At 71.3% G+C, this 22,923-nt stretch carries 20 protein-coding genes; 16 read left to right on the forward strand and 4 right to left on the reverse strand.

Annotation, left to right across the window (positions count from 1 at the left end; all coding sequences use genetic code 11):
* Nucleotides 1-88: 88 nt before the first annotated feature.
* On the reverse strand, nucleotides 89-1,255 hold the full coding sequence (locus SOM11_RS13920) for an ROK family transcriptional regulator (protein WP_320478405.1): 1,167 nt from the start codon (nucleotides 1,253-1,255) through the stop codon (nucleotides 89-91).
* Nucleotides 1,256-1,367: 112 nt separating this feature from the next.
* Between SOM11_RS13920 and SOM11_RS13925 the strand changes: the two genes are divergently transcribed.
* From SOM11_RS13925 to SOM11_RS13955, 7 genes are all read left to right on the forward strand, one after another.
* Nucleotides 1,368-3,530, forward strand: coding sequence for a transketolase (locus tag SOM11_RS13925; RefSeq protein ID WP_320478406.1), 2,163 nt, complete (start codon nucleotides 1,368-1,370; stop codon nucleotides 3,528-3,530).
* 48 nt (nucleotides 3,531-3,578) lie between these two features.
* Nucleotides 3,579-5,789: an NADP-dependent isocitrate dehydrogenase gene (locus SOM11_RS13930; RefSeq protein WP_320478407.1), complete on the forward strand. Its 2,211-nt coding sequence runs from the start codon at nucleotides 3,579-3,581 to the stop codon at nucleotides 5,787-5,789.
* Between the two features lie 98 nt (nucleotides 5,790-5,887).
* Nucleotides 5,888-6,757 (forward strand): SDR family NAD(P)-dependent oxidoreductase, encoded by an 870-nt coding sequence (locus SOM11_RS13935; protein ID WP_320478408.1) that lies wholly within the window; start codon nucleotides 5,888-5,890, stop codon nucleotides 6,755-6,757.
* Between the two features lie 79 nt (nucleotides 6,758-6,836).
* On the forward strand, nucleotides 6,837-7,304 hold the full coding sequence (locus SOM11_RS13940; RefSeq protein ID WP_243216394.1) for a hypothetical protein: 468 nt from the start codon (nucleotides 6,837-6,839) through the stop codon (nucleotides 7,302-7,304).
* 63 nt (nucleotides 7,305-7,367) lie between these two features.
* Complete coding sequence (locus tag SOM11_RS13945) at nucleotides 7,368-7,712, forward strand: hypothetical protein (RefSeq protein ID WP_320478409.1); 345 nt, start codon at nucleotides 7,368-7,370, stop codon at nucleotides 7,710-7,712.
* A 295-nt stretch (nucleotides 7,713-8,007) separates the two neighbouring features.
* Nucleotides 8,008-8,475 (forward strand): hypothetical protein, encoded by a 468-nt coding sequence (locus tag SOM11_RS13950; protein WP_320478410.1) that lies wholly within the window; start codon nucleotides 8,008-8,010, stop codon nucleotides 8,473-8,475.
* Nucleotides 8,476-8,565: 90 nt separating this feature from the next.
* Nucleotides 8,566-9,522, forward strand: coding sequence for a helix-turn-helix transcriptional regulator (locus SOM11_RS13955; protein WP_320478411.1), 957 nt, complete (start codon nucleotides 8,566-8,568; stop codon nucleotides 9,520-9,522).
* 348 nt (nucleotides 9,523-9,870) lie between these two features.
* Here the strand turns inward: SOM11_RS13955 and SOM11_RS13960 are convergent, their stop codons facing one another.
* From SOM11_RS13960 to SOM11_RS13970, 3 genes are all read right to left on the reverse strand, one after another.
* Nucleotides 9,871-10,179, reverse strand: coding sequence for a hypothetical protein (locus tag SOM11_RS13960; protein WP_320478412.1), 309 nt, complete (start codon nucleotides 10,177-10,179; stop codon nucleotides 9,871-9,873).
* Between the two features lie 67 nt (nucleotides 10,180-10,246).
* Nucleotides 10,247-10,558: a hypothetical protein gene (locus tag SOM11_RS13965; protein ID WP_192060920.1), complete on the reverse strand. Its 312-nt coding sequence runs from the start codon at nucleotides 10,556-10,558 to the stop codon at nucleotides 10,247-10,249.
* A 121-nt stretch (nucleotides 10,559-10,679) separates the two neighbouring features.
* Entirely contained in the window at nucleotides 10,680-12,740 is a 2,061-nt protein-coding gene (locus tag SOM11_RS13970; RefSeq protein ID WP_320478413.1) for a beta-galactosidase, read from the reverse strand.
* 210 nt (nucleotides 12,741-12,950) lie between these two features.
* Between SOM11_RS13970 and SOM11_RS13975 the strand changes: the two genes are divergently transcribed.
* The 9 genes from SOM11_RS13975 to araA all read left to right on the forward strand — a co-directional run bounded on the left by SOM11_RS13975 (nucleotide 12,951) and on the right by araA (nucleotide 22,756).
* On the forward strand, nucleotides 12,951-14,252 hold the full coding sequence (locus tag SOM11_RS13975) for an ABC transporter substrate-binding protein (RefSeq protein WP_243215648.1): 1,302 nt from the start codon (nucleotides 12,951-12,953) through the stop codon (nucleotides 14,250-14,252).
* A gap of 85 nt (nucleotides 14,253-14,337) precedes the next feature.
* Complete coding sequence (locus SOM11_RS13980; RefSeq protein WP_192060923.1) at nucleotides 14,338-15,330, forward strand: carbohydrate ABC transporter permease; 993 nt, start codon at nucleotides 14,338-14,340, stop codon at nucleotides 15,328-15,330.
* 2 nt (nucleotides 15,331-15,332) lie between these two features.
* Complete coding sequence (locus SOM11_RS13985; protein WP_243215647.1) at nucleotides 15,333-16,298, forward strand: carbohydrate ABC transporter permease; 966 nt, start codon at nucleotides 15,333-15,335, stop codon at nucleotides 16,296-16,298.
* 37 nt (nucleotides 16,299-16,335) lie between these two features.
* Nucleotides 16,336-17,349 carry a LacI family DNA-binding transcriptional regulator gene (locus tag SOM11_RS13990; RefSeq protein WP_320478414.1) on the forward strand — a complete coding sequence of 338 codons (1,014 nt, stop codon included), beginning with the start codon at nucleotides 16,336-16,338 and terminating at the stop codon, nucleotides 17,347-17,349.
* 109 nt (nucleotides 17,350-17,458) lie between these two features.
* Nucleotides 17,459-17,914 (forward strand): SRPBCC family protein, encoded by a 456-nt coding sequence (locus SOM11_RS13995; protein ID WP_192060926.1) that lies wholly within the window; start codon nucleotides 17,459-17,461, stop codon nucleotides 17,912-17,914.
* Nucleotides 17,911-18,132: a hypothetical protein gene (locus SOM11_RS14000; protein ID WP_192060927.1), complete on the forward strand. Its 222-nt coding sequence runs from the start codon at nucleotides 17,911-17,913 to the stop codon at nucleotides 18,130-18,132. Before SOM11_RS13995 ends, SOM11_RS14000 begins: the two co-directional genes overlap by 4 nt.
* A gap of 594 nt (nucleotides 18,133-18,726) precedes the next feature.
* Nucleotides 18,727-20,523 (forward strand): ribulokinase, encoded by a 1,797-nt coding sequence (araB, locus tag SOM11_RS14005; protein ID WP_320478415.1) that lies wholly within the window; start codon nucleotides 18,727-18,729, stop codon nucleotides 20,521-20,523.
* Entirely contained in the window at nucleotides 20,520-21,233 is a 714-nt protein-coding gene (locus SOM11_RS14010) for an L-ribulose-5-phosphate 4-epimerase (protein ID WP_320478416.1), read from the forward strand. The genes araB and SOM11_RS14010 overlap by 4 nt, the downstream gene beginning before the upstream one ends.
* Nucleotides 21,230-22,756 carry an L-arabinose isomerase gene (gene araA, locus SOM11_RS14015; protein WP_320478417.1) on the forward strand — a complete coding sequence of 509 codons (1,527 nt, stop codon included), beginning with the start codon at nucleotides 21,230-21,232 and terminating at the stop codon, nucleotides 22,754-22,756. Before SOM11_RS14010 ends, araA begins: the two co-directional genes overlap by 4 nt.
* The last annotated feature ends 167 nt before the right edge of the window (nucleotides 22,757-22,923 follow it).

The following is a 22,923-nucleotide window of genomic DNA, read 5'->3' on the forward strand; positions in this document are numbered from 1 at the left end:
CCCGAGCCTAACCCGAAAAACGGCTTTTGACCACTCGTGTTCGAAAGTCCTCGAAGGAGGCGCGGGAGACCCGGTCAGGAGGCGCCGGTCACGACGCCGGGGACCGCCGGCTGGTCGCGGCGCTCACCCGGCCGATGTCGAAGAGGGCGTCCTGCGCCATCAGCGAGGCCCCCCGCACGCCGGCCTTGTCGCCGAGGCGGGCCCGCTCGACGACGAGACCGCGACGCGAGAAGTCGTGGGTGCCGGTCAGCAGCGCCGAGCGGATGCCCGCGACGAGGCGCTCGCCGGTCTCGGCCAGGTTGCCGCCGATGATCACCGCCTGAGGGTTCAGCAGCCCGACGACGTCGGCGAGGGCCTCGCCGATCCGGGTGCCGACCTGCTCGAGCTGGTCGAGCACCACGGGGTCGTGCGCCCGGGCGGCGGCGACGATGTCCGCGCTCGTCGCGATGTCGCGGCCCCGGGAGCGGAGTTCGCGGCGGATGGTGGCGCCGCTCGCCTCGAGCTCGAGACGGTGGAGCGGGCTGCCGTCTTGACGGGGCGCGCTCAGCTGACCCGCGCCTCCTCGGGCCCCTCGGTAGACGTGACCGTCGAGCACGAAGGCGCAGCCGACGCCCATGCCCACCTTGACCACGGTCAGGTGCGAGTACTCGGGCCAGCTCAGCCGGGACTCGCCGACGGCCAGGATGTTGACGTCGCGGTCGACCGCGAACACGGCGTCGAAGCCGGTGAAGTAGTCGTCGACGCGCACCTCCTCCCAGCGGGAGTCGAGCTGCGGGCTGCCGAGTCGACCCGTCACCGCGTCGACCGGCCCAGGCACGCCGATGCCGATCGCCCGGACGTCGCCGCGACCGCGACCGAGGTCGGCGAGCAGGAAGTCGAACACCTGGATGGCCCAGCTGAAGATCTCGTCCGGTCCGTCGTGCAGACCGATGTCGGCCTCGTCCTCGCTGAGCACCGTCGAGACGAGGTCGGTCACCCCGACCCGGGTGTGCGAGCCGCCGATGTCGATCGACAGGATCACTCCGGCCGACGCGTCGACCGCGAACTCCTCGGGCGGGCGGCCGCCGCTCGAGCTCAGCTGCCCGGCGCTGACGATGAAGCCGGCCTCGAGCAGGTCGTCGAGACGGCGGGCGAGCGTGACGCGCGACCAGCCCAGACGGTCGATCAGCTCGGAGCGCGTGGCCGCCTCGCCGCGACGGATGAGGTCGAGCACCACGCCGGACCCCGTCGAGGGGGTCTTGGGGGTTCGGGCCACGATGCGCTCTTCTCGGTCGGTGGGTCTCGGTGGGTCTCGGTGGGTCGTGTCGGTCTCGCTCGGTCCGTGCCGGTCGGTTGACTTCTGTCTATTTGTATACGAATGTGGACGGATGGCCAACGACGTCCCCGACATCCACCCGACAGACCCTAGCCGCGGGCTCGACGAGCGCCTGGTCGCCGCGGCCACCGCGATCCCCGCCGAGGTCGTCCAGGCGAAGGGCCACGGCCACGCCGGCACCGCCATGGCCCTCGCACCGCTCGCCCACGTGCTCTGGCAGCGCGTGCTGAGGCACGACCCGTCCGACCCGGGGTGGGAGGGGCGCGACCGCGTCGTCCTGTCGGCGGGCCACGCGAGTCTGCTGCTCTACACGCAGCTCGTGCTGACCGGCTACGACCTCGACCTCGACGAGCTGCCCCGCAGCCGCAGCCTCGGCTCGCGCACCCCCGGGCACCCCGAGCTGCACCACACCCCGGGCGTCGAGATGAGCACCGGGCCGCTCGGCCAGGGGCTCGCGTCGGCCGTCGGCATCGCGCTCGCCGCCCGCCGCGACGAGGCCCTGCACGGCGGCGGCACCGGCCTGTTCGACCCCACGGTGTGGGTGATCGCGGGCGACGGCTGCCTCCAGGAGGGGGTCTCGGCCGAGGCGTCGAGCCTCGCCGGCACGCTCGGGCTCGACGACCTCGTCGTCGTGTGGGACGACAACGGCATCACCATCGACGGGACGACCGAGCTGGCGTTCTCAGAGGACGTCCGGGCGCGGTACCGCGCCTACGGCTGGTCGGTGATCGACGTCGCGGCCGACGACGCCACCGATCTCGACGCGCTGCAGCGGGCCCTCGAGGCGGCGCGCGTGCGCGACGGGCGCCCGACGCTCGTCGCCCTCCGCACCGTGATCGGGGCCCCGTCGACCCTGCGCGGCGGCACCCCGGCGGCGCACTCCGGCGGCTTCGGCGCCGACGAGGTCGCGGCGGTCAAGGTGGCGCTCGGCTACGCGCCCGACGCGGGTCTGCACGACCTCGTGCCCGACGACGTGCGGGCGGCGGGTCTCACGGCGCGCGACCGCGGCGTCCGACGGCACCGCGAGTGGAGCACGGCGGTCGAGCGCTGGCGGCGGGAGCACCCCGACCTCGCGGCCCGCCGCGACGCCGCCCGGGCCGCGCCCGACCCGACCCGTCTCCAGGCCGTGCTGGCAGGTGTCCCGGTCGACGACGGCGCCGCGACCCGCACGACGTCGGGCGCCGTGCTCGCCGCCGTGCACGACCTCGCCGGGCTGTGGGGCGGCTCGGCCGACCTGTCGGCGTCGACGAACGTCGCCGTCGCAGGGGTCGCCGTCGATCGCGCGACACCCGGGGGCGACTTCGTGCACTTCGGCATCCGCGAGCACGCGATGGCGGCCGTGCTCAGCGGCATCGCCCTGCACGGCCTCTGGCGCCCGTACGGCTCGACCTATCTCGCGTTCAGCGACTACGCCCGACCGAGCATCCGGCTGGCGGCGCTGATGCGGCTGCCCGTGCTCTACGTCTTCACGCACGACTCGGTCGCCGTAGGCGAGGACGGCCCGACCCACCAGCCCGTCGAGCAGATCGCGTCGCTGCGCACCGTGCCGGGGCTCGACGTGGTGCGCCCGGCCGACGCCCGCGAGGTCGTCTCCGTCTGGAGGCGCGTGCTGGGTCGCGGAGCCGAGCGCGCCTCCTCGGCGGCGGCTGCGGCCGGTGCGACCCGCGAGGGCGACGGTTCGACCCGCGAGGACGACGGCCCGGCCCCCGAGCACGACGGGAGCGGCCCGACCGCGTTCGTGCTCTCGCGTCAGGCCCTGCCCGACCTCGGCGGCGGCGAGGCGACCGACGTCGGCGCGGCGCGCGGCGGGTACGTCGTGCACGCCGAGCGCGGCGGCGACGACCTGGCGCTGATCGCCAGCGGCAGCGAGGTGCACGTGGCCGTCGAGGTCGCCCGTCGGCTCGCGGTCGACGGCGTCGCGGCCCGCGTCGTCTCGATGCCCTGCCTCGAGTGGTTCGACGAGCAGTCCGCCGGATACCAGGAGGCGGTGCTCCCGTCCGCCCTGCGGGCTCGCGTGGCCGTCGAGGCCGGCAGCACGCAGCCCTGGCACCGGTACGTCGGCCTCGACGGCGAGGTCGTCGGCATCGACGGGTTCGGCGAGTCGGGCTCGGGCGCGGAGCTGCTGCGCCTCAAGGGCGTGGACGTCGAGTCGGTCGAGCGGGCCGCGCGCCGGGTGCTCGAAGTCTCTCGACATCGAGACATCTCCGGGCGCTAGCCTGAGGCGGAACACACGCACGAGCGACACGAGGGAGAACCCGCCGTCATGGCCAAGATCATCTACACGCTCACGGACGAGGCGCCGCTGCTGGCGACCTACTCGTTCCTTCCCATCATCCAGGCGTACGCCAAGACCGCGGGGGTCGACGTCGAGACCCGCGACATCTCGCTCGCCGGACGCATCATCAGCCAGTTCCCCGAGCGGCTCACCGACGAGCAGCGCATCGGCGACGCCCTGTCCGAGCTCGGCGCCCTGGCGCAGACGCCCGAGGCCAACATCATCAAGCTGCCGAACATCTCGGCCTCGATGCCGCAGTTGAAGGCCGCCATCGCCGAGCTGCAGTCGCAGGGCTACGACCTGCCCGCCTACCCCGACGCCCCGGCGGACGACGCCGAGCGCGACGTCAAGGCCCGCTACGACAGGGTCAAGGGCAGCGCGGTCAACCCCGTGCTGCGCGAGGGCAACAGCGACCGCCGCGCGCCGCTCTCGGTCAAGAACTACGCCCGCAAGCACCCGCACCGCATGGGCGCCTGGTCGGCCGAGTCGAAGACGAACGTCGCGACCATGGGCGTCGACGACTTCCGGTCGAACGAGAAGACCGTCGTCGTCGCCGCCGACGACACCCTGCGCATCGAGTTCGCAGCGGCCGACGGCACGACCACCGTGCTGCGCGAGTCGATCCCCGTGCTCGCGGGCGAGGTCGTCGACGCGACCGTGCTGCACGTCGCGGCCCTGCACGAGTTCCTGGCCGCGCAGATCGCCCGCGCCGAGGCCGAAGGGGTGCTGTTCTCGGTGCACCTCAAGGCCACCATGATGAAGATCAGCGACCCGCTGCTCTTCGGTCACGTCATCCGCGCGTTCTTCCCCCGCGTCTTCGAGCAGTACGGCGCCGACCTGGAGGCCGCCGGGCTCGACCCCGCGAACGGCCTGAACGGCATCCTGCAGGGTCTCGCGGCCCTGCCGAACGGCGCCGAGATCAAGGCCGTCTTCGACCAGGGCATCGCCGACGGCCCCGACCTCGCCATGGTCGACTCCGACAAGGGCGTCACGAACCTGCACGTGCCCTCCGACGTGATCGTCGACGCCTCGATGCCCGCGATGATCCGCACCTCGGGTCACATGTGGGGCCCCGACGGCGGAGAGCACGACACCCTCGCGGTCATCCCCGACTCGAGCTACGCCGGCATCTACCAGGCCGTGCTCGACGACTGCCGCGCGAACGGCGCCTTCGACCCGGCCACGATGGGCTCGGTGCCGAACGTCGGGCTGATGGCCCAGGCCGCTGAAGAGTACGGCTCGCACGACAAGACCTTCGAGCTGCCGGCCGACGGCACCGTGCGCGTGGTCGACTCCGCCGGCACGACCCTCCTCGAGCACGAGGTCGCACAGGGCGACATCTGGCGCGCCTGCCAGACGAAGGACGTCCCGATCCGCGACTGGGTCAAGCTCGCCGTCACGCGGGCCCGCGCCAGCGAGACCCCGGCGGTCTTCTGGCTCGACGAGACCCGCTCGCACGACGCGACCCTCATCGACCTGGTCCGCACCTACCTCGCCGAGCACGACACCGAGGGCCTGCAGATCGAGATCATGTCGCCGGTCGACGCGATGGCGTTCTCGCTCGAGCGCATCCGCCGCGGCGAAGACACCATCTCCGTCACCGGGAACGTGCTGCGCGACTACCTCACCGACCTGTTCCCGATCATGGAGCTCGGCACCTCGGCGAAGATGCTCTCGGTCGTGCCGCTGATCAACGGCGGCGGGCTCTTCGAGACCGGCGCCGGCGGCTCCGCCCCGAAGCACGTGCAGCAGCTCGTCGAGCAGGACTACCTGCGCTGGGACAGCCTGGGCGAGTTCCTCGCGCTGGCCGTCAGTTTCGAGCACCTGGCGACCACGACCGGCAACGCCCGGGCGCAGATCCTCGCCGACACGCTCGACCGCGCCACCGGCACGTTCCTCGACGAGAACAAGTCGCCGGGTCGCAAGCTGGGCTCGATCGACAACCGCGGCAGCCACTTCTTCCTGGCGAAGTACTGGGCCGACGAGCTCGCCGCGCAGACCGTCGACGCCGAGCTGGCCGCCTCGTTCGCCGAGCTCGCCGCGACCCTGGGCGAGGGCGAGGAGGCCATCACCGCCGAGCTCATCGCGCCGCAGGGCACCGCGGTCGACATCGGGGGCTACTACCGCCTCGACGCCGCCAAGACCGAAGCGGTCATGCGCCCGTCGGCGACGCTGAACGCCGCGCTCGCGACGCTGTAGAGCCGAGACGATCCCTTCAGGAGGCGCGGTGCCGGTCGGCACCGCGCCTCCTGCCGTTCCCCGGTCCCTTCGGAGGCGCCTGCGCCTAGCGTGCAGTCATGACCGTGACCCTGCCTGAAGCCACCGACCAGACCGACCGCACCATCGTCATCACCGGCGCGAGCTCCGGCATCGGCCGCAGCGCCGCCCGCGAGCTGTCGCGTCTCGGGGCGAAGATCGCCGTCGTCGGGCGCAACCCCGACCGCACCACGTCCGTGGCCGCCGAGGTCGGCGGTCGCGCCTACGTCTCCGACTTCGCCGATCTGGCGCAGGTGCGCGATCTGGCGGCGTCGCTCCTCGCCGACCACCCGCGCATCCACGTGCTAGCGAACAACGCCGGCGGCATCTTCGCGGAGCGGACGAGCAGCCGCGACGGCTTCGAGACGACCTTCCAGAGCAACCACCTCGCGGGGTTCCTGCTGACCTCGCTGCTGATGCCGCGCCTCCTCGAGACCGCCGAGAACTCGCCGGCCGGCGCGGTCCGCATCGTGCAGACCTCGAGCGCGGGCAACCGGCTGGGCGGGGTGCGGCTCGACGACCTCGGCACCGCCACCGGCCCCTGGGTCGGCGGCATGAGGGCCTACGGGGCGTCGAAGCTCGAGAACGTGCTGTTCACCCGGGAGCTCGCCCGGCGCCTGCGCGGCACGGGAGTCGAGGCGTTCGCGTTCCACCCCGGGTTCGTCGCGTCGGGCTTCGGAGGGACGGGCGGCCTCATGACCCTCGGCAAGCGACTCGCCGTCACGACGGAGGAGGGCGCCGAGCCGCTCGTGCGGCTGGCGGGCGCCGCACGGGTCCCGGCACCGAGTGGGAACTACTTCGACCGGTTGCAGGCCCCCGGGCGCCTGCACCGGTCGGCGGACGACGCCGAGCTGGCCCGGGGCCTGTGGGAGTGCAGCGTCCGGTTCACCGAGGCTCCCGACATCGTCTGAGGGGTCTGCTCGATGTGATTTCGCTCGGAGTCGCGATCCGGGGTCGCGTTCGACGCCGGTGTTTCGTAGGCTACATATCGTGACTCGACTTCCGCCACGCCTCGTGCCCGACGGCCCAGACGCCGATGCCGCCCCCGCCGCCCAGGGGGTGATGGTGCGTGCCTACGGCGAGACCATCTCGCTGCTCGACCACATCGCGGGTCTCGAGCTCGACGGCATCGTCGGCCTCGAGAGCCTCTTCGCCGAGGCGATCGACCGACGCGAGAGCCTGATGCTGCCGGGGTTCGGCGCCCCGGGCCTGCCGCCCACCGAGGTCGCCCGCCTCGACGACGAGATCCGGCGTCGCATCGATCTGCTCGTGGCGCGCGGCCGTCACGACGGCACGGTCGACAAGACCCTCCGCGGCGTCGACGTCGTGTTCTGCCTGTCGCTGCTCGTGCAGGGCCTGCCCGAATACGACGACTACGACGCGGCGGCGCAGGCGCTGGCGCTGCGGTTCGTCGAGAGCATCGCCATCGGCGCGAGATCCCGGCTGTCAGCCTTCTGACGGCGACGACCCAGCAGGCGGTGATGCTGACCCCCTAACGTCGCATCGACCGGAGGGGGAGTCATGCGTCGAGAACATCGCCACGTCACGCGCCGTGCACTGCACGGCACGATGATGCTCACGACCATCGGCATGGTCCTCCTCGTCGCGACCGTCGTCTGGGGCCGGGCTCCGCTCGGTCCGACTCCGCGCTCGGCCCCCATCGATCAGACCGTCGTCGACGAGCCAGCGACGGTCTCGCCGACACCTCCTGCGTCACCGACGCCGACGGCCGAGCCGCAGGGCCGGCCGACCTCGGGCGCGGCCGCGCAGGGCGCGGTCGTCGACGTCTCCGTGTCGGCTCCCGTCGACGCCGCGGCCATGCTCGGCCTGATGCGCAGCCGGTCGATGGCGCTCGTCTCGGGCTGATCCGCGCCTCCTGCGGGCCGCTCCTCCTCGGCTGTCCGATCGTCGCCGGGCGACAGGTGCGGTCGAGGGCGGGCTGCGCCTCGGGGGTCTGGAGGGATGGGTGTTCGTTTAGCGGACTGTGCACGAAAATCGGTCGGCGGCCCAGCATCCCTCCGCATCCGCGTCCCGCCGCGGATCGGGGGCTGCAGGGGCTCGCAAGACGGCCTGGGAGTCCTGCGACCTCCTCGCATCGCAGCATGATCGACTGATTGACTGACGGAACAAGAGATCAGGCCGAGGTGAGAGGTGGTGCGTCGTGGTGCAGCAGCAGCAGCAGCAGCCCGACCCGACCGCCCGGCGTGACTCGACGACCGACGCGGGCAACGCCCTCCTCGACGCGTTCAGCGGGGCCGACGGTCGACCCGCCGCCATCGCCGACCGCCGTCCGGCCGCCCCCGAACTCACCGCCGACGACGACTGGGCCGACTTCTTCGGCGAACTCGACCCCGAGCTGGTGTTCGAATGCTCGGCCACGCTCTCGGGCGACCACAACGCCGTCTACGTGTACCCCGACCGCATCGCGATCGAAGGTCCCGAGATCGTCGGGGGGTCGGCGACCCTCCGGCTCGCTGCCGTGACCGGCTGGGCGCTCGTCGTGCAGGGGTCGAACGTCGTGCTGACGCTGCAGGGCGATCGGCGGTACCGCATCAGGGTGCCCAAGGCGTTCCGCTCGGTGCTGCGGACGGCCCTGCTCAAGGTGCTGGGCGACTCCGAAGACCGCTGACCGCCGCGGTCGTCGACCCGCGCCTCCCGCCGTCTTCGCATTGCGGCCCGAGAGGAGGCACCAGCAGGCCATCTGTGGGACCATCTGGGCATGACCCGTGAGACCGAGCCGCCGATCAGGTCGGAGATCGCGGGTCGCGACATGGACCAGGCACGGGCCATGTACGAAGACGGCTACAACGGCAAGGGCTTCGACACCGAGCACAGCCAGTCGGACTTCGCGTACCGGTACACGATCACGGGCGACGACGAGATGACGCTGCGGTCGTCGATGTTCCTCGGGTCGATCAAGGGCGCCATCCAGCCCGAGAACGAGTACGTCGTGTCGTGGATCACCGGGGGCTCCGGCGTCTACGACCTGAACGGCGACGAGCTGCCCCTGCAGATCGGCCGGCCGGCGATGTTCCCCACCGGCAAGCAGTTCGAGTTCGAGTTCGAGGACTACCGCCAGAACCTCGTGCACTTCAACGCCGGGTTCCTCGAGCGGGTCGCCGCCGAAGAGGAGGGCACCCTGCCGGGCGCGCTCGAGTTCGATCACACGGCGATCCCCGAGGCGACGGCGCTGCTGCAGTGGAAGAACACGATCACCACGGTGGCGAAGACCGTGCTCGGCGGCGAGGCGACGCCGCTGCTGCGCTCCGAGGTCAACCGGCTCGCCGCGGTCACGCTGCTGAGCACCTTCAAGCACCGGGGGCCGCAGCTGCCCGAGCAGCTGCTGGCGCCGCGCAACGCGCGACTGCGCGCGGCCGTCGAGTACATGCACGCCAACGCCGAGCTGCCGATCACCCCGACCATGATCGCCGAGCACGCCGACCTGGGCCTCCGCGGGCTGCAGGTCGCCTTCAGTCGCCAGCTCGGCACGACGCCGACCGACTACCTGCGCGGCATCCGGCTCGACCGCGCCCGCTCGGATCTGCTGAACCTGGGGCCGCGCGAGACGACCGTGGCCGCGATCGCGACGCGCTGGGGCTTCGCCCACCTGGGCCGGTTCTCGGCGTCGTACGGCGAGCGCTTCGGCGAGAAGCCGTCCGCGACGCTGCACCGGTAGCGGCGCTGCTGCGCGGCGCTGCGGCGCCAGCTGCTGGGCTGCGGCGCTCCGCGGCGCTGAGCGCTGCACGGCTGGGCTGGGCTGCGCGACGCTCCGCGCGGTGCCGGGCTGAGCTGCGCGGCGCGGCTGGGCTGCGCGCGGTGCCGGGTGACGCCATGAACCCCGTTAGCGAAGATGAACCGCGATATAACGCGGTTCATCTTCGCGAACGGGGTTCGGGGGAGGGTGGCGCGAGGTACGAGGCCGGGTGGCGCGAGGCCGGGTGGCGCGAGGCCAGGTGGCGCGAGGCCGGGTCGCGCCAGGGCCGCGCCGCGTCAGAGCCCGTCGAGCGGGGCGCGCAGCCCCCGGTCAGGCGGCCGTACGGTACGTGACGATCGACCCCGTGAGGGTGCGGACCGCGGTGGTCCAGGCCGAGACGCCGCGTCGCTCGCTGCGCGTGTAGCGACCGACGGCGAGGTTGCGCTCGGCGACGGTCGTGACGTACGACCCGATCACCGTGGCGTCGTGAGCGCTCGAGCCGGTGTACGAGCCGACGCCGACGCCGACGCCGACGCCGACGCCGACGCCGACGCCGACTCCCGTGTCGATGCGCGAGACGTACTGGCCGCCCAGGGGGTGCAGCTGGGCCGTGGAGGTGGTGGTGTGCGTCGAGGTCATGTCCACGACTCTAGACCTTGTTTTGAGGAATTCAAAACAAGACTCGCAGAACGGCCTGGCCGGTGCGCTAGTCCCGGCTCCGGTGCTGCTCATCGGGCAGCAGGGCCGAGAACGCGTGCCCGATCTCGGTCCGCATGTAGGCGATCGCCTCGCCGTTCTCGGGCGGTTCGAGCGAGCTCGTCGTCGTCTCCGCCATCAGGGGCGAACCCGAGTCGAGCAGGAACGTCGCGACGACCTGGTTGCCGTCGGCGTTGATCGCGTTCAGCTCGACCGTGTCGGCGTCGCCCGACTGGGCGAGCAGGGCGGCGTACTCGAGCAGCGTGTCCGCCGCCTCGTCATCGACGAAGAGCGACTTGGCGGCGAACGTGATGTGCTTCATGGACCCTGTGTAGCCGGTGCCGGTTCCGCCGACAAGGGATCGGCCGAGAGGTCACCCGCAGCCCGCCCGCTCCAGCCCGGCGCGCCTCCTCGGCTCGATGGGCGGACCGAGGAGGCGCGGGTCAGCCCCGCGGGCTCCGCACCACGCGCACGCCACCGGCCGGCACCGTCAGCGGGCCGTCGACGGCCTCGCCGCCGAGCAGCTCGACCCCCGCCTCGGCGACCACGTCGGCGTCGGCGTCGGCGTGGTTGACGAAGAACGTGAAGGTCGCGTCGTCTCCGTGGCGGACGACGACCTCGAGGCCCTCGACGTGGCCGCCGGGCACGACGACCCCGGCCTCGTCGAGCACGTCGCCGACGAAGGCCGCGAGGTCGTCGCCGGCCAGGCGAGTCGAGACGTACCAGGCCGTCCCGTCGCCGAGAGCGTTGCGGGTGACGGCCGGTCCGCCGGCCGCGGGGCCGGTGGTGTAGCGCGCCACGGCCTCGGCGCCCTCGAGCACGATGTCGTCCGACCAGCCGGTGCCGGTGGCGCCCGAGTCGAGCGTGACGACCTGGTCGGCGTAGAGCGGCAGGAACTCGGGCACCGAGAGACCGAGCACCTCGCGCAGGCCGCCGGGGGCGCCGCCGGCCGGTACGGCGTCGTTCTCGTCGACGACCCCCGAGAAGTACGACGCGACGAAGCGGCCGCCCGATCGCACGTACGAGGTCAGGTTCTCGGACGTCTCGGCGTCGACGATGTACTGCGACGGCGCCAGCACGAGGTCGTAGGCCGACAGGTCGTCGTGCGGGTGGCGGAAGTCGACGGTGACGCCGAGGTTCCAGAGCGCGGTGTAGAAGGCGACGATGCGCTCGCGGTGGTCGAGCTCGACCGAGGGGCGCCACTCGAGGTCGTGGGCCCAGAACGACTCGACGTCCCAGAGGATGGCGACCCGCGCCTCCACCCGGGATCCCCGCACGTCGGCCAGGCGACCGAGGTCGGCGCCGTACTCGACGACCTCGCGCCAGATGCGCGACGAGGTGCCGGCGTGCGGCAGCATCGCCGAGTGGAACTTCTCGGCGCCGTACCGCGACGCCCTGAACTGGAAGAACAGGATCGCGTCGGCGCCGCGGGCCAGGTGCGTCGTGCTGTTGCGGGCCAGCTCGCCTGGGCGCTTCGCGACGTTGCGCGGCTGCCAGTTGACGGCGCCCGTCGAGTGCTCCATCAGCATCCACGGCTCGCCACCGGCCAGCGACCGGTTCAGGTCGGCGTCCATGGCGAGCAGCACGTGGTTGTCGTGGCGTTCGGCGACCAGGTAGTGGTCGTTGGCGACGACGTCGACCTCGCGGGCCCACTTCCAGTAGTCGATCGACGGGCAGTTGGTCGACATGAAGTTCGTGGTGACGGGGAGGTGCGGTGCGTGTCGCTTGATCACGTCGCGTTCGGCGACGAAGCAGGCGAGCAGGGCGTCGGAGGTGAACCGCGCGAAGTCGAGGCGCTGCGTCTGGTTCACGACCGTGGCCGAGACGCGGGGCGCGTCGATGTCGGTCCACTCGCCGTAGGTCTGACCCCAGAAGAGCGTGCCCCACGCCGCGTTCAGCGCGTCGAGCGTGTTGTACCGGGTCTTCAGCCAGGCGCGGAAGGCGCGCACCGAGTGCACTCCGTAGTCGTCGCTGATCGGGGCGCCGTACTCGTTGTGCACATGCCAGAGCACGACCGCCGGGTGGGTCGCGTAGCGCTCGGCGAGCTTCTCGGTGATGGCGGTCGCCGCGCGACGGTAGTCGGGCGAGCTCGGGCTGACCATGCCCCGCGAGCCGCGACCGAGGGTGAGGCCCTCGCGGGTCACGGGGTGCGAGTCGGGGTAGGCGGTCCAGAACCAGGCCGGCGGCACCGTCGTCGGCGTGGCCAGGTCGACGTCGATGCCGGCGTCGTGCAGCAGCCCGAGGATGTCGTCGAGGAACGTGAAGTCGTACTCGCCCTCGCGGGGCTCGAGCAGCGCCCACGAGAAGATGCCGACGCTGACCAGGTTGATGCCGGCCTGCTTCATCAACGCGATGTCCTCGAGCCAGACCTCTCGGGGCCACTGCTCGGGGTTGTAGTCGCCGCCGTAGCGGATGTCGGCACGACCGGGCAGCCAGCTCGTCGTGCGACGCGGGTCGGACTCGGGGGTCGGCGTGACGGCCGGGGCGTCGAGGTCGAGTGACATGCGGTGATCTCCTTTGACTGTGTGCGCTCCCAGTTCTAGCACACGTGCTGAGTCTGCAGAAGGCGCAACGACTATGTCGAACCGTGACCCGCAGCGTGTTGACAAGCGAAAAGTCGTGTGCGTAACTGTTACCGCTCACAGGCACAGCGTGGTGGTTCTCCCGGCTCGCGCTGTCCGCTCACCAGCTCTTGCTTTCCTCAAGGAGGACGAATGCACAGCTCACTCCGCCGCATCGGCGTCGTCACGGTCGCCACAGCGGCCCTCATCCTCACCGGCTGCTCCGGCGGCGGTGGCAGCTCGTCCGACGGACCCGTCGAGCTCACCTACTGGGCCTGGGCGCCCAACCTCGACAAGGTGGTCGACATCTGGAACGAGGAGAACCCCGACATCCAGGTCACCGTCAACAAGCAGGACGGCGGCGACCCCGCGATCACCAAGCTGCTCACCGCCATCAAGGCCGGCAGCGGCGCCCCCGACCTGATCCAGGCCGAGTACCAGAAGATCCCGACGCTCGTCTCGTCCGACGCGCTCGCCGACCTCACCGATCAGGGCGCCGGCGACCTCGAGGGCGACTTCAGCGAGGGCGTCTGGTCGTCGGTCACCCTCGACGGGCAGGGCGTCTACGCCATCCCGCAGGACAGCGGCCCGATGATGGCCTACTACCGCACCGACATCCTCGACCAGTACGGCCTCAGCGTCCCCACCACGTGGGACGAGTACGCCCAGGTCGCCGAAGACCTGCACGCCGCCGATCCGAGCAAGTACCTCGGCACCTTCTCGGCCAACGACGCGGGCTGGTTCGCCGGTCTCTCGCAGCAGGCCGGCGCCTCCTGGTGGTCCATCGACGACCAGAGCTGGGGCGTCGACATCGCCGAGGGCCCGACCGAGCAGGTCGCCTCGTACTGGGGCGGACTCGTCGAGAGCGGCGCCATCGACAACAAGCCGATGTACACCCCCGAGTGGAACGCCGGTCTGAACGACGGCTCGCAGGTCGGCTGGATCAGCTCGGTCTGGGCCCCCGGCGTGCTGAGCGGCAACGCACCCGACACCGCCGGCAAGTGGACCGCCGCGCCGTTGCCGCAGTGGGACGCCGCGAACCCCTCCGACGGCAACTGGGGAGGGTCGACCACGGCCGTCACCACGCAGTCCGAGAAGAAGGAGGCGGCGGTCGAGTTCGCCACCTGGCTGAACACCGACCCCGAGGCCGTCGCCGCGCTCGCCGACATCGCCGGCGTCTACCCCGCCGCGACCGAGGCCGCGGCCGACGCGCTGACCACCTCGCCCGAGTTCTTCAGCCAGCAGAGCGACTTCTACGACATCGCCGCCGAGGCGTCGTCGACCGTCGCGCCGTTCACCTACGGCCCCAACGTCAACGTCGCGTTCAGCGCGTACAACGACGAGTTCGCCAAGGCCGCCGACGCCCGCACCCAGGCGGCGTTCGAAGACGCGGTCGACGCCATGCAGGAGATCACGACGGACGACCTCGTGAAGAGCGGCTTCTCGGTCGAGTAGCCGAGCGCCCCGGGAGGGGCGGCGCCCTGAGCCGCCCCTCCCGCCCTCCACCCCCTTCACCGTCCGCGACCAGCGAGGAACCGTCATGGCCGACACGCTCACCCCTCTCACCCCGGCGGAGGTCGCCGCACCCGACCGTCGCGCGACCGCGCCCGTCGGCCGGCACGGCACGGGCAGCTTCCGCAGCCGCGTGCTCACGCCCTACGCGATGCTCGCCCCGGGCATCATCCTGTTCGTGCTGTTCATGGCGGCGCCGATCGTCTACACGCTGTTCCTCAGCTTCCAGAAGAAGCAGGTCTCGGGCCTCGGTCTCGGCTCGGCCTCGCGCGGCACGGGCTTCGCCGGTCTCGAGAACTACATCGGCACGCTCACCGACCCCGAGTTCGGCGCCAGCGTCGGTCGCGTGCTGCTCTACGGCCTCGTGCTCGTGCCCTGCATGCTCGGTCTCGCGCTGCTCTTCGCCCTGCTGCTCGACTCGAAGCGCACCCGCGCGACGTCGTTCTCGCGCATCGCGATCTTCCTGCCGTACGCCGTGCCGGCCGTCATCAGCTCGCTGCTCTGGGGGTTCCTGTACCTGCCCGCCGTCAGCCCCTTCTACTACGTCTTCGAGCGGCTCGGCTGGGACGTCCCCGGCGTGCTCGGCTCGGGCACCGTGCTCTTCGCCATCGCGAACATCGCGCTCTGGGGCGGCGTCGGCTTCAACATGATCGTCATCTACACGTCGCTGAAGGCCGTGTCGAGCGACATCTACGAGGCCGCCCGACTCGACGGGGCCTCCGAGGTGCAGATCGCCCTGCGGATCAAGATCCCGATGGTCGCCCCCGCGCTCGTCATGACCGCGCTGTTCTCGATGGTCGCGACGCTGCAGGTCTTCGCCGAGCCCACCACGCTCCGCCCGCTGACGAACAGCCTGTCGACCAGCTGGTCGCCGCTGATGCTCGTCTACCGCGACGCGTTCACCCGCGACGACATCTACTCGGCTGCGGCGACCTCGGTCGTCATCGCCCTCGCCACCTTCATCGTCTCCTTCTTCTTCCTCCGGGTCGTGCAGAAGCGAGCCTTCGGCCAGGAGGACTGACCATGACCACCACGGACCTCGACGGCGCCACCCGCCGCGGCGACCTCTCGGCGCCCGACTCGACCCGCGCCTCCTCGGCGACCGCTTCAGGAGGCGCGGGTCGGCCCCGCAGCACCCGTCGCCCCGGCGGCAGCTCGCTGACCGAGCGCCGCAGCCTCGTCTCGACCGCGATCGTGCTGATCGGCGCCGTCTACTGCCTGTTCCCCGTGCTCTGGGTCGTCATGGCGTCCACGAAAGACGGCGGCGAGCTCTTCTCGACCTTCACCCTCGCGCCCAGCACCCACCTGCTCGACAACCTCGTCGCACTCAGTCAGTACCGCGACGGCCTGTTCTGGCGCTGGATGCTCAACACCGCGCTCTACGCCGGCATCGGCGCCCTCGCCTCGACCTACGTGTCGGCGCTGTCGGGCTACGTGCTCGCGAAGTTCGAGTTCCCCGGCAAGAAGGTCGTCTTCAACGTGCTGCTGATGGGGGTGCTGGTGCCCGGGGTGATCCTCGCGATCCCGCAGTACTTCCTGCTCGCCAACGTGGGCCTGACCAACACGTTCTGGGGCGTGCTGCTGCCGCAGATCATCAGCCCGTACGGCATCTACCTGGCCCGCATCTACGGGGCCGCGGCCGTGCCGACCGACGTGATCGAGGCGGCCCGCACCGAGGGCGCCGGCGAGCTGCACATCTTCCACCGCATCGCCGTGCCGATGCTCGGCCCGGGGCTCGTGACGATCTTCCTGTTCCAGTTCGTCGCCATCTGGAACAACTTCATGCTGCCGTACATCATGCTCGGCGACGACTCGCTGTTCCCGCTGACGGTCGGCCTGAACGGGCTGCTCAACCAGGGCGCGTCGGCGCCGGCGCTGTACACGCTCGTCATCACCGGGGCGCTGCTGTCGGTCATCCCGCTGATCCTGATCTTCCTGGTGCTGCAGCGGTACTGGCGGGTCGACCTGGCCGCCGGCGCCGTCAAGTAGTGGGAGGCGCGGGTCGGCAGCCCCTTAGGCTGGCCGCGTGACGAGCACTCCCGGTCGCCAGCGGCCCACGATCAACGACGTCGCCGACCAGGCGGGCGTCTCTCGGGGCACCGTGTCGCGGGTGCTGAACGGCGGTCGCTGGGTCAGCCCCGACGCCAAGGCCGCCGTCGACGCCGCGATCAAGAAGACCGGCTACCGGGTCAACCCGCACGCCCGCAGCCTCGCGACCAACCGCACCGGCTCGGTCGCGTTCCTCCTCACCGAAGACCACCAGCAGCTCTTCGAGGATCCGAACTTCTCGGCCCTGCTCAAGGGCACCGCGGCGGCGCTCGCCGAGAGCGACATGTCGCTCGTGCTGATCATGGCGGGGTCGTCGGCCGAGCAGAAGCGCGCCGTGGCCTACATCGAGGCGGGCCACGTCGACGGCGTGCTGCTCGTCTCGGCGCACAGCGGGCAGCGTCTGCTCGCCGACATCGTCGGGTCGGGCGTGCCCGCCATCGCGTGCGGCATCCCGCTCGGCTACCAGCGGCGCATGGGGTACGTCGCCGCCGACGACGAGGAGGGCGCCCGCGAGATGGTGGCGCACCTCCGCTCGCTCGGCCGCCGCCGCATCGCGACCATCGCCGGCCCGCTGGACACCCCCGGCGGCATCACCCGGCTCGACGGCTACCGCACCGAGCTCGGCGACGACCTCGACGAATCGCTGATCCGTCACGGCGACTACTCGCGGGCCAGCGGCGAGGCCGCCATGACCGACCTGCTCGCGGCGTCGCCCGACGTCGACGCCGTCTTCGCGGCCAACGACCGCATGGCCGCGGGCGCCCTCGACGCGCTCGCCGCGGCGGGCCGCCGGGTGCCCGACCACGTCGCCGTCGGCGGCTTCGACGACTCGAGCATCGCGGCGTCGACCGAACCCGCGCTGACCACCATGCGCCAGCCGTTCGACCGGATCAGCTCCGAGATGGTGCGGCTGCTGCTGCAGCTGATCGACGGTCAGAAGCCCGCGGCGATGACGCTGCCGACCGAGCTGGTGCGGCGCGCGACCACCTGACCCGCGCCTCCTCGGCCCTGCCAATCCGCTGGAAGCGCGGACGCGGCGCCGGTCGCGGACCTACCGTCCACTGCAGACCGAGCACCACCAGCAGAACGAAGGACGAAACATGTCGCAAGCAATCGAGACCGTCGACGTCAGCGTGCCCGTCAGCGTCGCCTACAACCAGTGGACCCAGTTCGAGGACTTCCCGAAGTTCCTCGACGAGGTCGAGTCGATCACCCAGACCACGCCCACCCTCACGGTGTGGAAGGTCAAGGTCGGACCGGTCGAGAAGACGTTCGAGGCCGAGATCACCGAGCAGCACCCCGACGAGCGCGTCGCCTGGAACAGCACCGGCGGCGAGGTCGACCACGCCGGCGTCGTCACGTTCCACAAGCTGAGCGACTCCGAGACGCGCATCACCGTGCAGATCGACTGGACCCCCGAGGGGTTCCTCGAGAAGATCGGCAACACGCTCGGCGCCGACAACCACGCCATCAAGAAGGACCTCAAGAACTTCAAGGAGTTCATCGAGTCGAAGGGCTCCGAGACGGGCGCATGGCGCGGAGACGTCCAGGCATGAGCGACGAGTCGACGTACACCGCGTCGTTCGTCGGCGAAGACGGCGCCGAGGTGTCGACCGAGCAGCTCCAGCCGATCGACGGCGCGCCGGTCAAGTCGCTGACCCGGCCCGGGGCGGCCGACGGCGAGGACATCACGTACGAGCTGGACCCCGAGACCGCCGACGCCGACCCGGTCGTCTACCGCGCGACGGGCGTCGCCGGGCACGACTACAGCTGAGGCGCTGCGCGCCGCTGCGCTGACGCTGCGCCGCGCTGCGCTGCGCCGTGCCATCGATGTGACTCGTTCTGCGTAGTCCGCCCCGTCGAATCCACGGAATGAGTCGCATCGATGCGCGGCGACAGCCCCGGGTGGCGTGCGAATCGTCAAAGTGACTCATTCTGCGTCGTCGGCCCCGTCCGATCCGCCGAGTGAGTCGCCTCGATGCGCGGCAACAGCCCCGGCTACGGTGCGTGCCGTCGAGGTGACTCGTTCTGCGCAGTCGGCCCCGTCTGATCCGCCGAATGAGTCGCCTCGATGCGCGGCGCGAGACGCGAGGTGGCGCGCGAGTCGTCGAGGTGACTCGTTCTGCGGAGTCGGCCTCGTCCGATCGGCCGAATGAGTCGCATCGACGCACGGAGACAGGCCTGGCTTGCGCGCGAGTCGTCGAGGTGACTCGTTCTGCGCAGTCGGCCTCGTCGGCTCCGCCGAATGAGTCGCATCGATGCGCGGAGCCGGGCACGGGGTGGCGAGAGTGAGCGCTCACATGGCATGATGTGAGCGCTCACTTTCGGTGCGGATCACTCCGCCCACCCCGACGACGAAGAGGTCATCATGGTCGATCACGCTCCCCCGACCGCCCCCGGCTCAGCCGTACCCGCCGAGACCTACGTGGTGGGCGTCGACTACGGCACGCTGAGCGGCCGAGCCGTCGTGGTGCGGGTCTCCGACGGGGCCGAGCTCGGCACCGGCGTGCACGAGTACTCGCACGCCGTCGTCGACACGACCCTCCCCGGCACGGGTGAGCGCCTCCCCGCCGACTGGGCGCTGCAGGTGCCGTCCGACTACGTCGATGTGCTGAAGCAGGCCGTGCCCGAGGCACTCGCCGCCGCGGGCGTCGACCCCGCGTCGGTCATCGGCATCGGCACCGACTTCACGGCCTGCACCATGGTGCCGACCACCGCCGACGGCACGCCGCTCAACGAGCTCGAGCAGTTCGCCGGCCACCCGCACGCCTACGTCAAGCTCTGGCGTCACCACGCCGCGCAGGGTCAGGCCGACCGCATCAACGAGCTCGCGGCCGAGCGCGGCGAGTCGTGGCTTCCCCGCTACGGCGGGCTCATCTCGAGCGAGTGGGAGTTCGCGAAGGGCCTCCAGCTGCTCGAAGAGGACCCCGAGGTCTACGCCGCGACCGAGCACTGGGTCGAGGCCGCCGACTGGATCGTCTGGCAGCTGAGCGGGCGGTACGTCCGCAACGCCTGCACCGCCGGCTACAAGGGCATCTACCAGGACGGCGAGTACCCGAGCCGCGAGTTCCTCGGTGCGCTGAACCCCGGCTTCGCCGACTTCGCCGAGACGAAGGTCGTGCACGAGATCGGCGCGCTGGGCGACGCCGCCGGCACGCTGACCGCCGAGGCCGCCGGCTGGACCGGCCTCCCCGAGGGCATCGCCGTCGCGGTCGGCAACGTCGACGCGCACGTCACCGCCCCCGCCGCGAAGGCCACGCAGCCCGGTCAGATGGTCGCCATCATGGGCACGAGCACCTGTCACGTGATGAACGGCGACAAGCTCGCCGAGGTGCCCGGCATGTGCGGCGTCGTCGACGGCGGCATCGTCGACGGGCTCTACGGCTACGAGGCCGGGCAGTCGGGCGTCGGCGACATCTTCGCCTGGTACGTCAAGAACCAGGTGCCGCAGTCGGCCGTCGACGCGGCCGCGGCCGCCGGCAAGAGCGTGCACCAGCACCTCACCGACGTCGCCTACGAGCAGCCCGTCGGGGCCCACGGTCTCGTCGCCCTCGACTGGCACAGCGGCAACCGCTCGGTGCTCGTCGACCACGAGCTGAGCGGCGTCATCGTCGGTCAGACCCTGGCCACCTCGCCCGCCGACGGCTACCGCGCGCTGCTCGAGGCCACCGCCTTCGGCACGCGACGCATCGTGCAGGCCTTCGACGAGTCGGGCGTGCCCGTCACCGAGTTCATCGCCGCCGGCGGTCTGCTGAAGAACAAGCACCTGATGCAGACCTACAGCGACGTGCTGCGTCTGCCGATCTCGACGATCACGAGCGAGCAGGGCCCGGCCCTCGGCTCGGCCATCCACGCCGCGGTCGCCGCCGGCGCGTACGCCGACATCCGCGCCGCGGCCGAGGCGATGGGCAGCGTCGAGCGGGCCACCTACACGCCCGACCCCGCGAACGCCGACGCCTACGACGCGCTCTACGCCGAGTACCTGCTGCTGCACGACTGGTTCGGTCGCGGGGGCAACGACGTGATGCACCGCCTGCGGGCGATGCGTCGGGAGGCGACCCGCGCCTCCTCGGCTCCTGCTCCCGGGTCGGACGGCGACGGCCGAGGAGGCGCGGACTCGGTCGAGCAGACCGCCGCCGACGCGAGCATCGAGGCCTCCGCATGAGCGGCTGGATCGATCGCGCGACGCAGGCCGCCATCGACGCCACTCGCGAGGACGTCGCGGCGCTGCACGCCGAGCTGGTGCGCTACGACCTCGTCGTCTGGACGGGCGGCAACGTCTCGGGTCGCGTGCCCGGCACCGACCTCTTCGTCATCAAGCCGAGCGGCGTCGGCTACGACGACCTCACCCCCGAGAACCAGATCGTCTGCCGCCTCGACGGCACGGTGCTCGAAGGCACCCCGGGCAGCGAGCGCAGCCCCTCGAGCGACACCGCCGCGCACGCCTACGTCTACCGCAACATGCCGCACGTCGGGGGAGTGGTGCACACGCACTCGACCTACGCGACGGCCTGGGCTGCGCGCGGCGAGGCGATCCCCTGCGTGATCACGGCGATGGCCGACGAGTTCGGCGGCGAGATCCCCGTCGGGCCGTTCGCGATCATCGGCGACGAGTCGATCGGCGAGGGCATCGTCGAGACGCTGACCGGTCACCGCAGCCGCGCCGTGCTGATGCAGAACCATGGCGTCTTCACGATCGGCAGAGACGCCCGCGACGCGGTCAAGGCCGCCGTCATGACCGAAGACGTCGCCCGCACCGTGCACATCACCCGCCAGCTCGGCGAGCCCATCCCCATCCCTCAGCAGAGCATCGACGCTCTGTTCGACCGGTACCAGAACGTCTACGGCCAAGCGCCAGCAGGAGAACTGTCATGAACGACACCCTCGACCCCGTCGCCTTCCTCGCCTCGAAAGAGGTCTGGTTCCTCACCGGCAGCCAGGGACTCTACGGCGAAGAGACCCTGAAGCAGGTCGCCGACCAGTCGAAGGCGATCGCCGACGAGCTGGCCGCCGCCTCCGACGTGCCCGTGCGTCTCGTCTGGAAGCCCGTGCTGACCGACGCCGACTCGATCCGCCGCACGATGCTCGAGGCCAACCTCGACGACTCCGTCATCGGCGTCACGGCGTGGATGCACACCTTCAGCCCCGCCAAGATGTGGATCGGCGGGCTCGACGCCCTCCGCAAGCCGCTGCTGCACCTGCACACGCAGGCCAACGTGGCGCTGCCCTGGGCCGACATCGACTTCGACTTCATGAACCTCAACCAGGCCGCGCACGGCGACCGCGAGTTCGGCTACATGCAGACCCGCCTTGGCGTGCCGCGCAAGACGGTCGTCGGTCATGTCAGCGACCCCCGCGTGCAGAAGCAGGTCGGCACGTGGATGCGCGCGGCGGCCGGCGCCTCGGCCATGCGCTCGCTCAAGCTGGCGCGCTTCGGCGACAACATGCGCTTCGTCGGCGTCACCGAGGGTGACAAGACCGAGGCCGAGCTGGCCTTCGGCGTGCAGGTCAACACCTGGGGCGTCAACGAGCTGGCCGAGGCCGTCGCCGCCGCCACCGAGTCCGAGATCGACGCGCTGGTCGCCGTCTACGAGACCGAGTACGACGTCGTCCCGGCGCTGCGCGTCGGTGGCGAGCGTCACCAGTCGCTGCGCGACGGGGCGGCGATCGAGATCGGTCTGCGGTCGTTCCTCGAGGCGGGCGGGTTCAGCGCCTTCACGACGAACTTCGAAGACCTCGGTGCGCTCAAGCAGCTGCCCGGTCTCGCCGTGCAGCGTCTGATGGCCGAGGGCTACGGCTTCGGCGCCGAGGGCGACTGGAAGACCTCGGTGCTGGTGCGTGCGGCCAACGTGATGGGTGCCGGTCTGCCGGGTGGCGCCTCCTTGATGGAGGACTACACGTACCACCTCGTGCCCGGCGAGGAGAAGATCCTCGGGGCGCACATGCTCGAGGTCAGCCCCGCCCTGACGTCGCAGCGCGCGTCGCTCGAGGTGCACGCGCTCGGCATCGGCGGCAAGGACGACCCGGTGCGACTCGTCTTCTCGGCCGACCCCGGCCCCGCCGTCGTCGTCGCGATGAGCGACGTGCGCGACCGGTTCCGTCTGACGGTCAACGTGGTCGACGTCGTCGAGCCCGACGAGGACCTCCCCAACCTGCCGGTCGGCCGCGCGGTGTGGAAGCCCCGCCCGTCGTTCCCCGTGTCGGCCGAGGCCTGGCTGACCGCCGGCGCCGCGCACCACACGGTGATGTCGACGGCCGTCGGACTCGAGGCGTTCGAGGATCTCGCGCGCATCGTCGAGACCGAGCTGCTCGTGATCGACGAGGACACCCGCATCCGCGACTTCCGCCACGAGGTCGCCTGGAACGCCGCGTACCACCGCCTCGCGCGGGGCCTGTAGGGGTCCGCACGCGGGCTCGCGGGCTCGCGGGCTCGCGAGTTCGCACTCGAGTGGTCAGAAGATGTCTTTCCGCTCAGCCTGAAGGACATCTTCTGACCACTCGGCAGCCCTGTCCGGGAGCCCGGACCTGTGCTCCACCCAGACGCCCTTCCCCTCGCGGGGGGGGG

Origin of the sequence: Frigoribacterium sp. CFBP9029 (assembly GCF_034045305.1) — a bacterium.
In the GTDB taxonomy this organism is placed as follows: Bacteria; Actinomycetota; Actinomycetes; order Actinomycetales; family Microbacteriaceae; genus Frigoribacterium.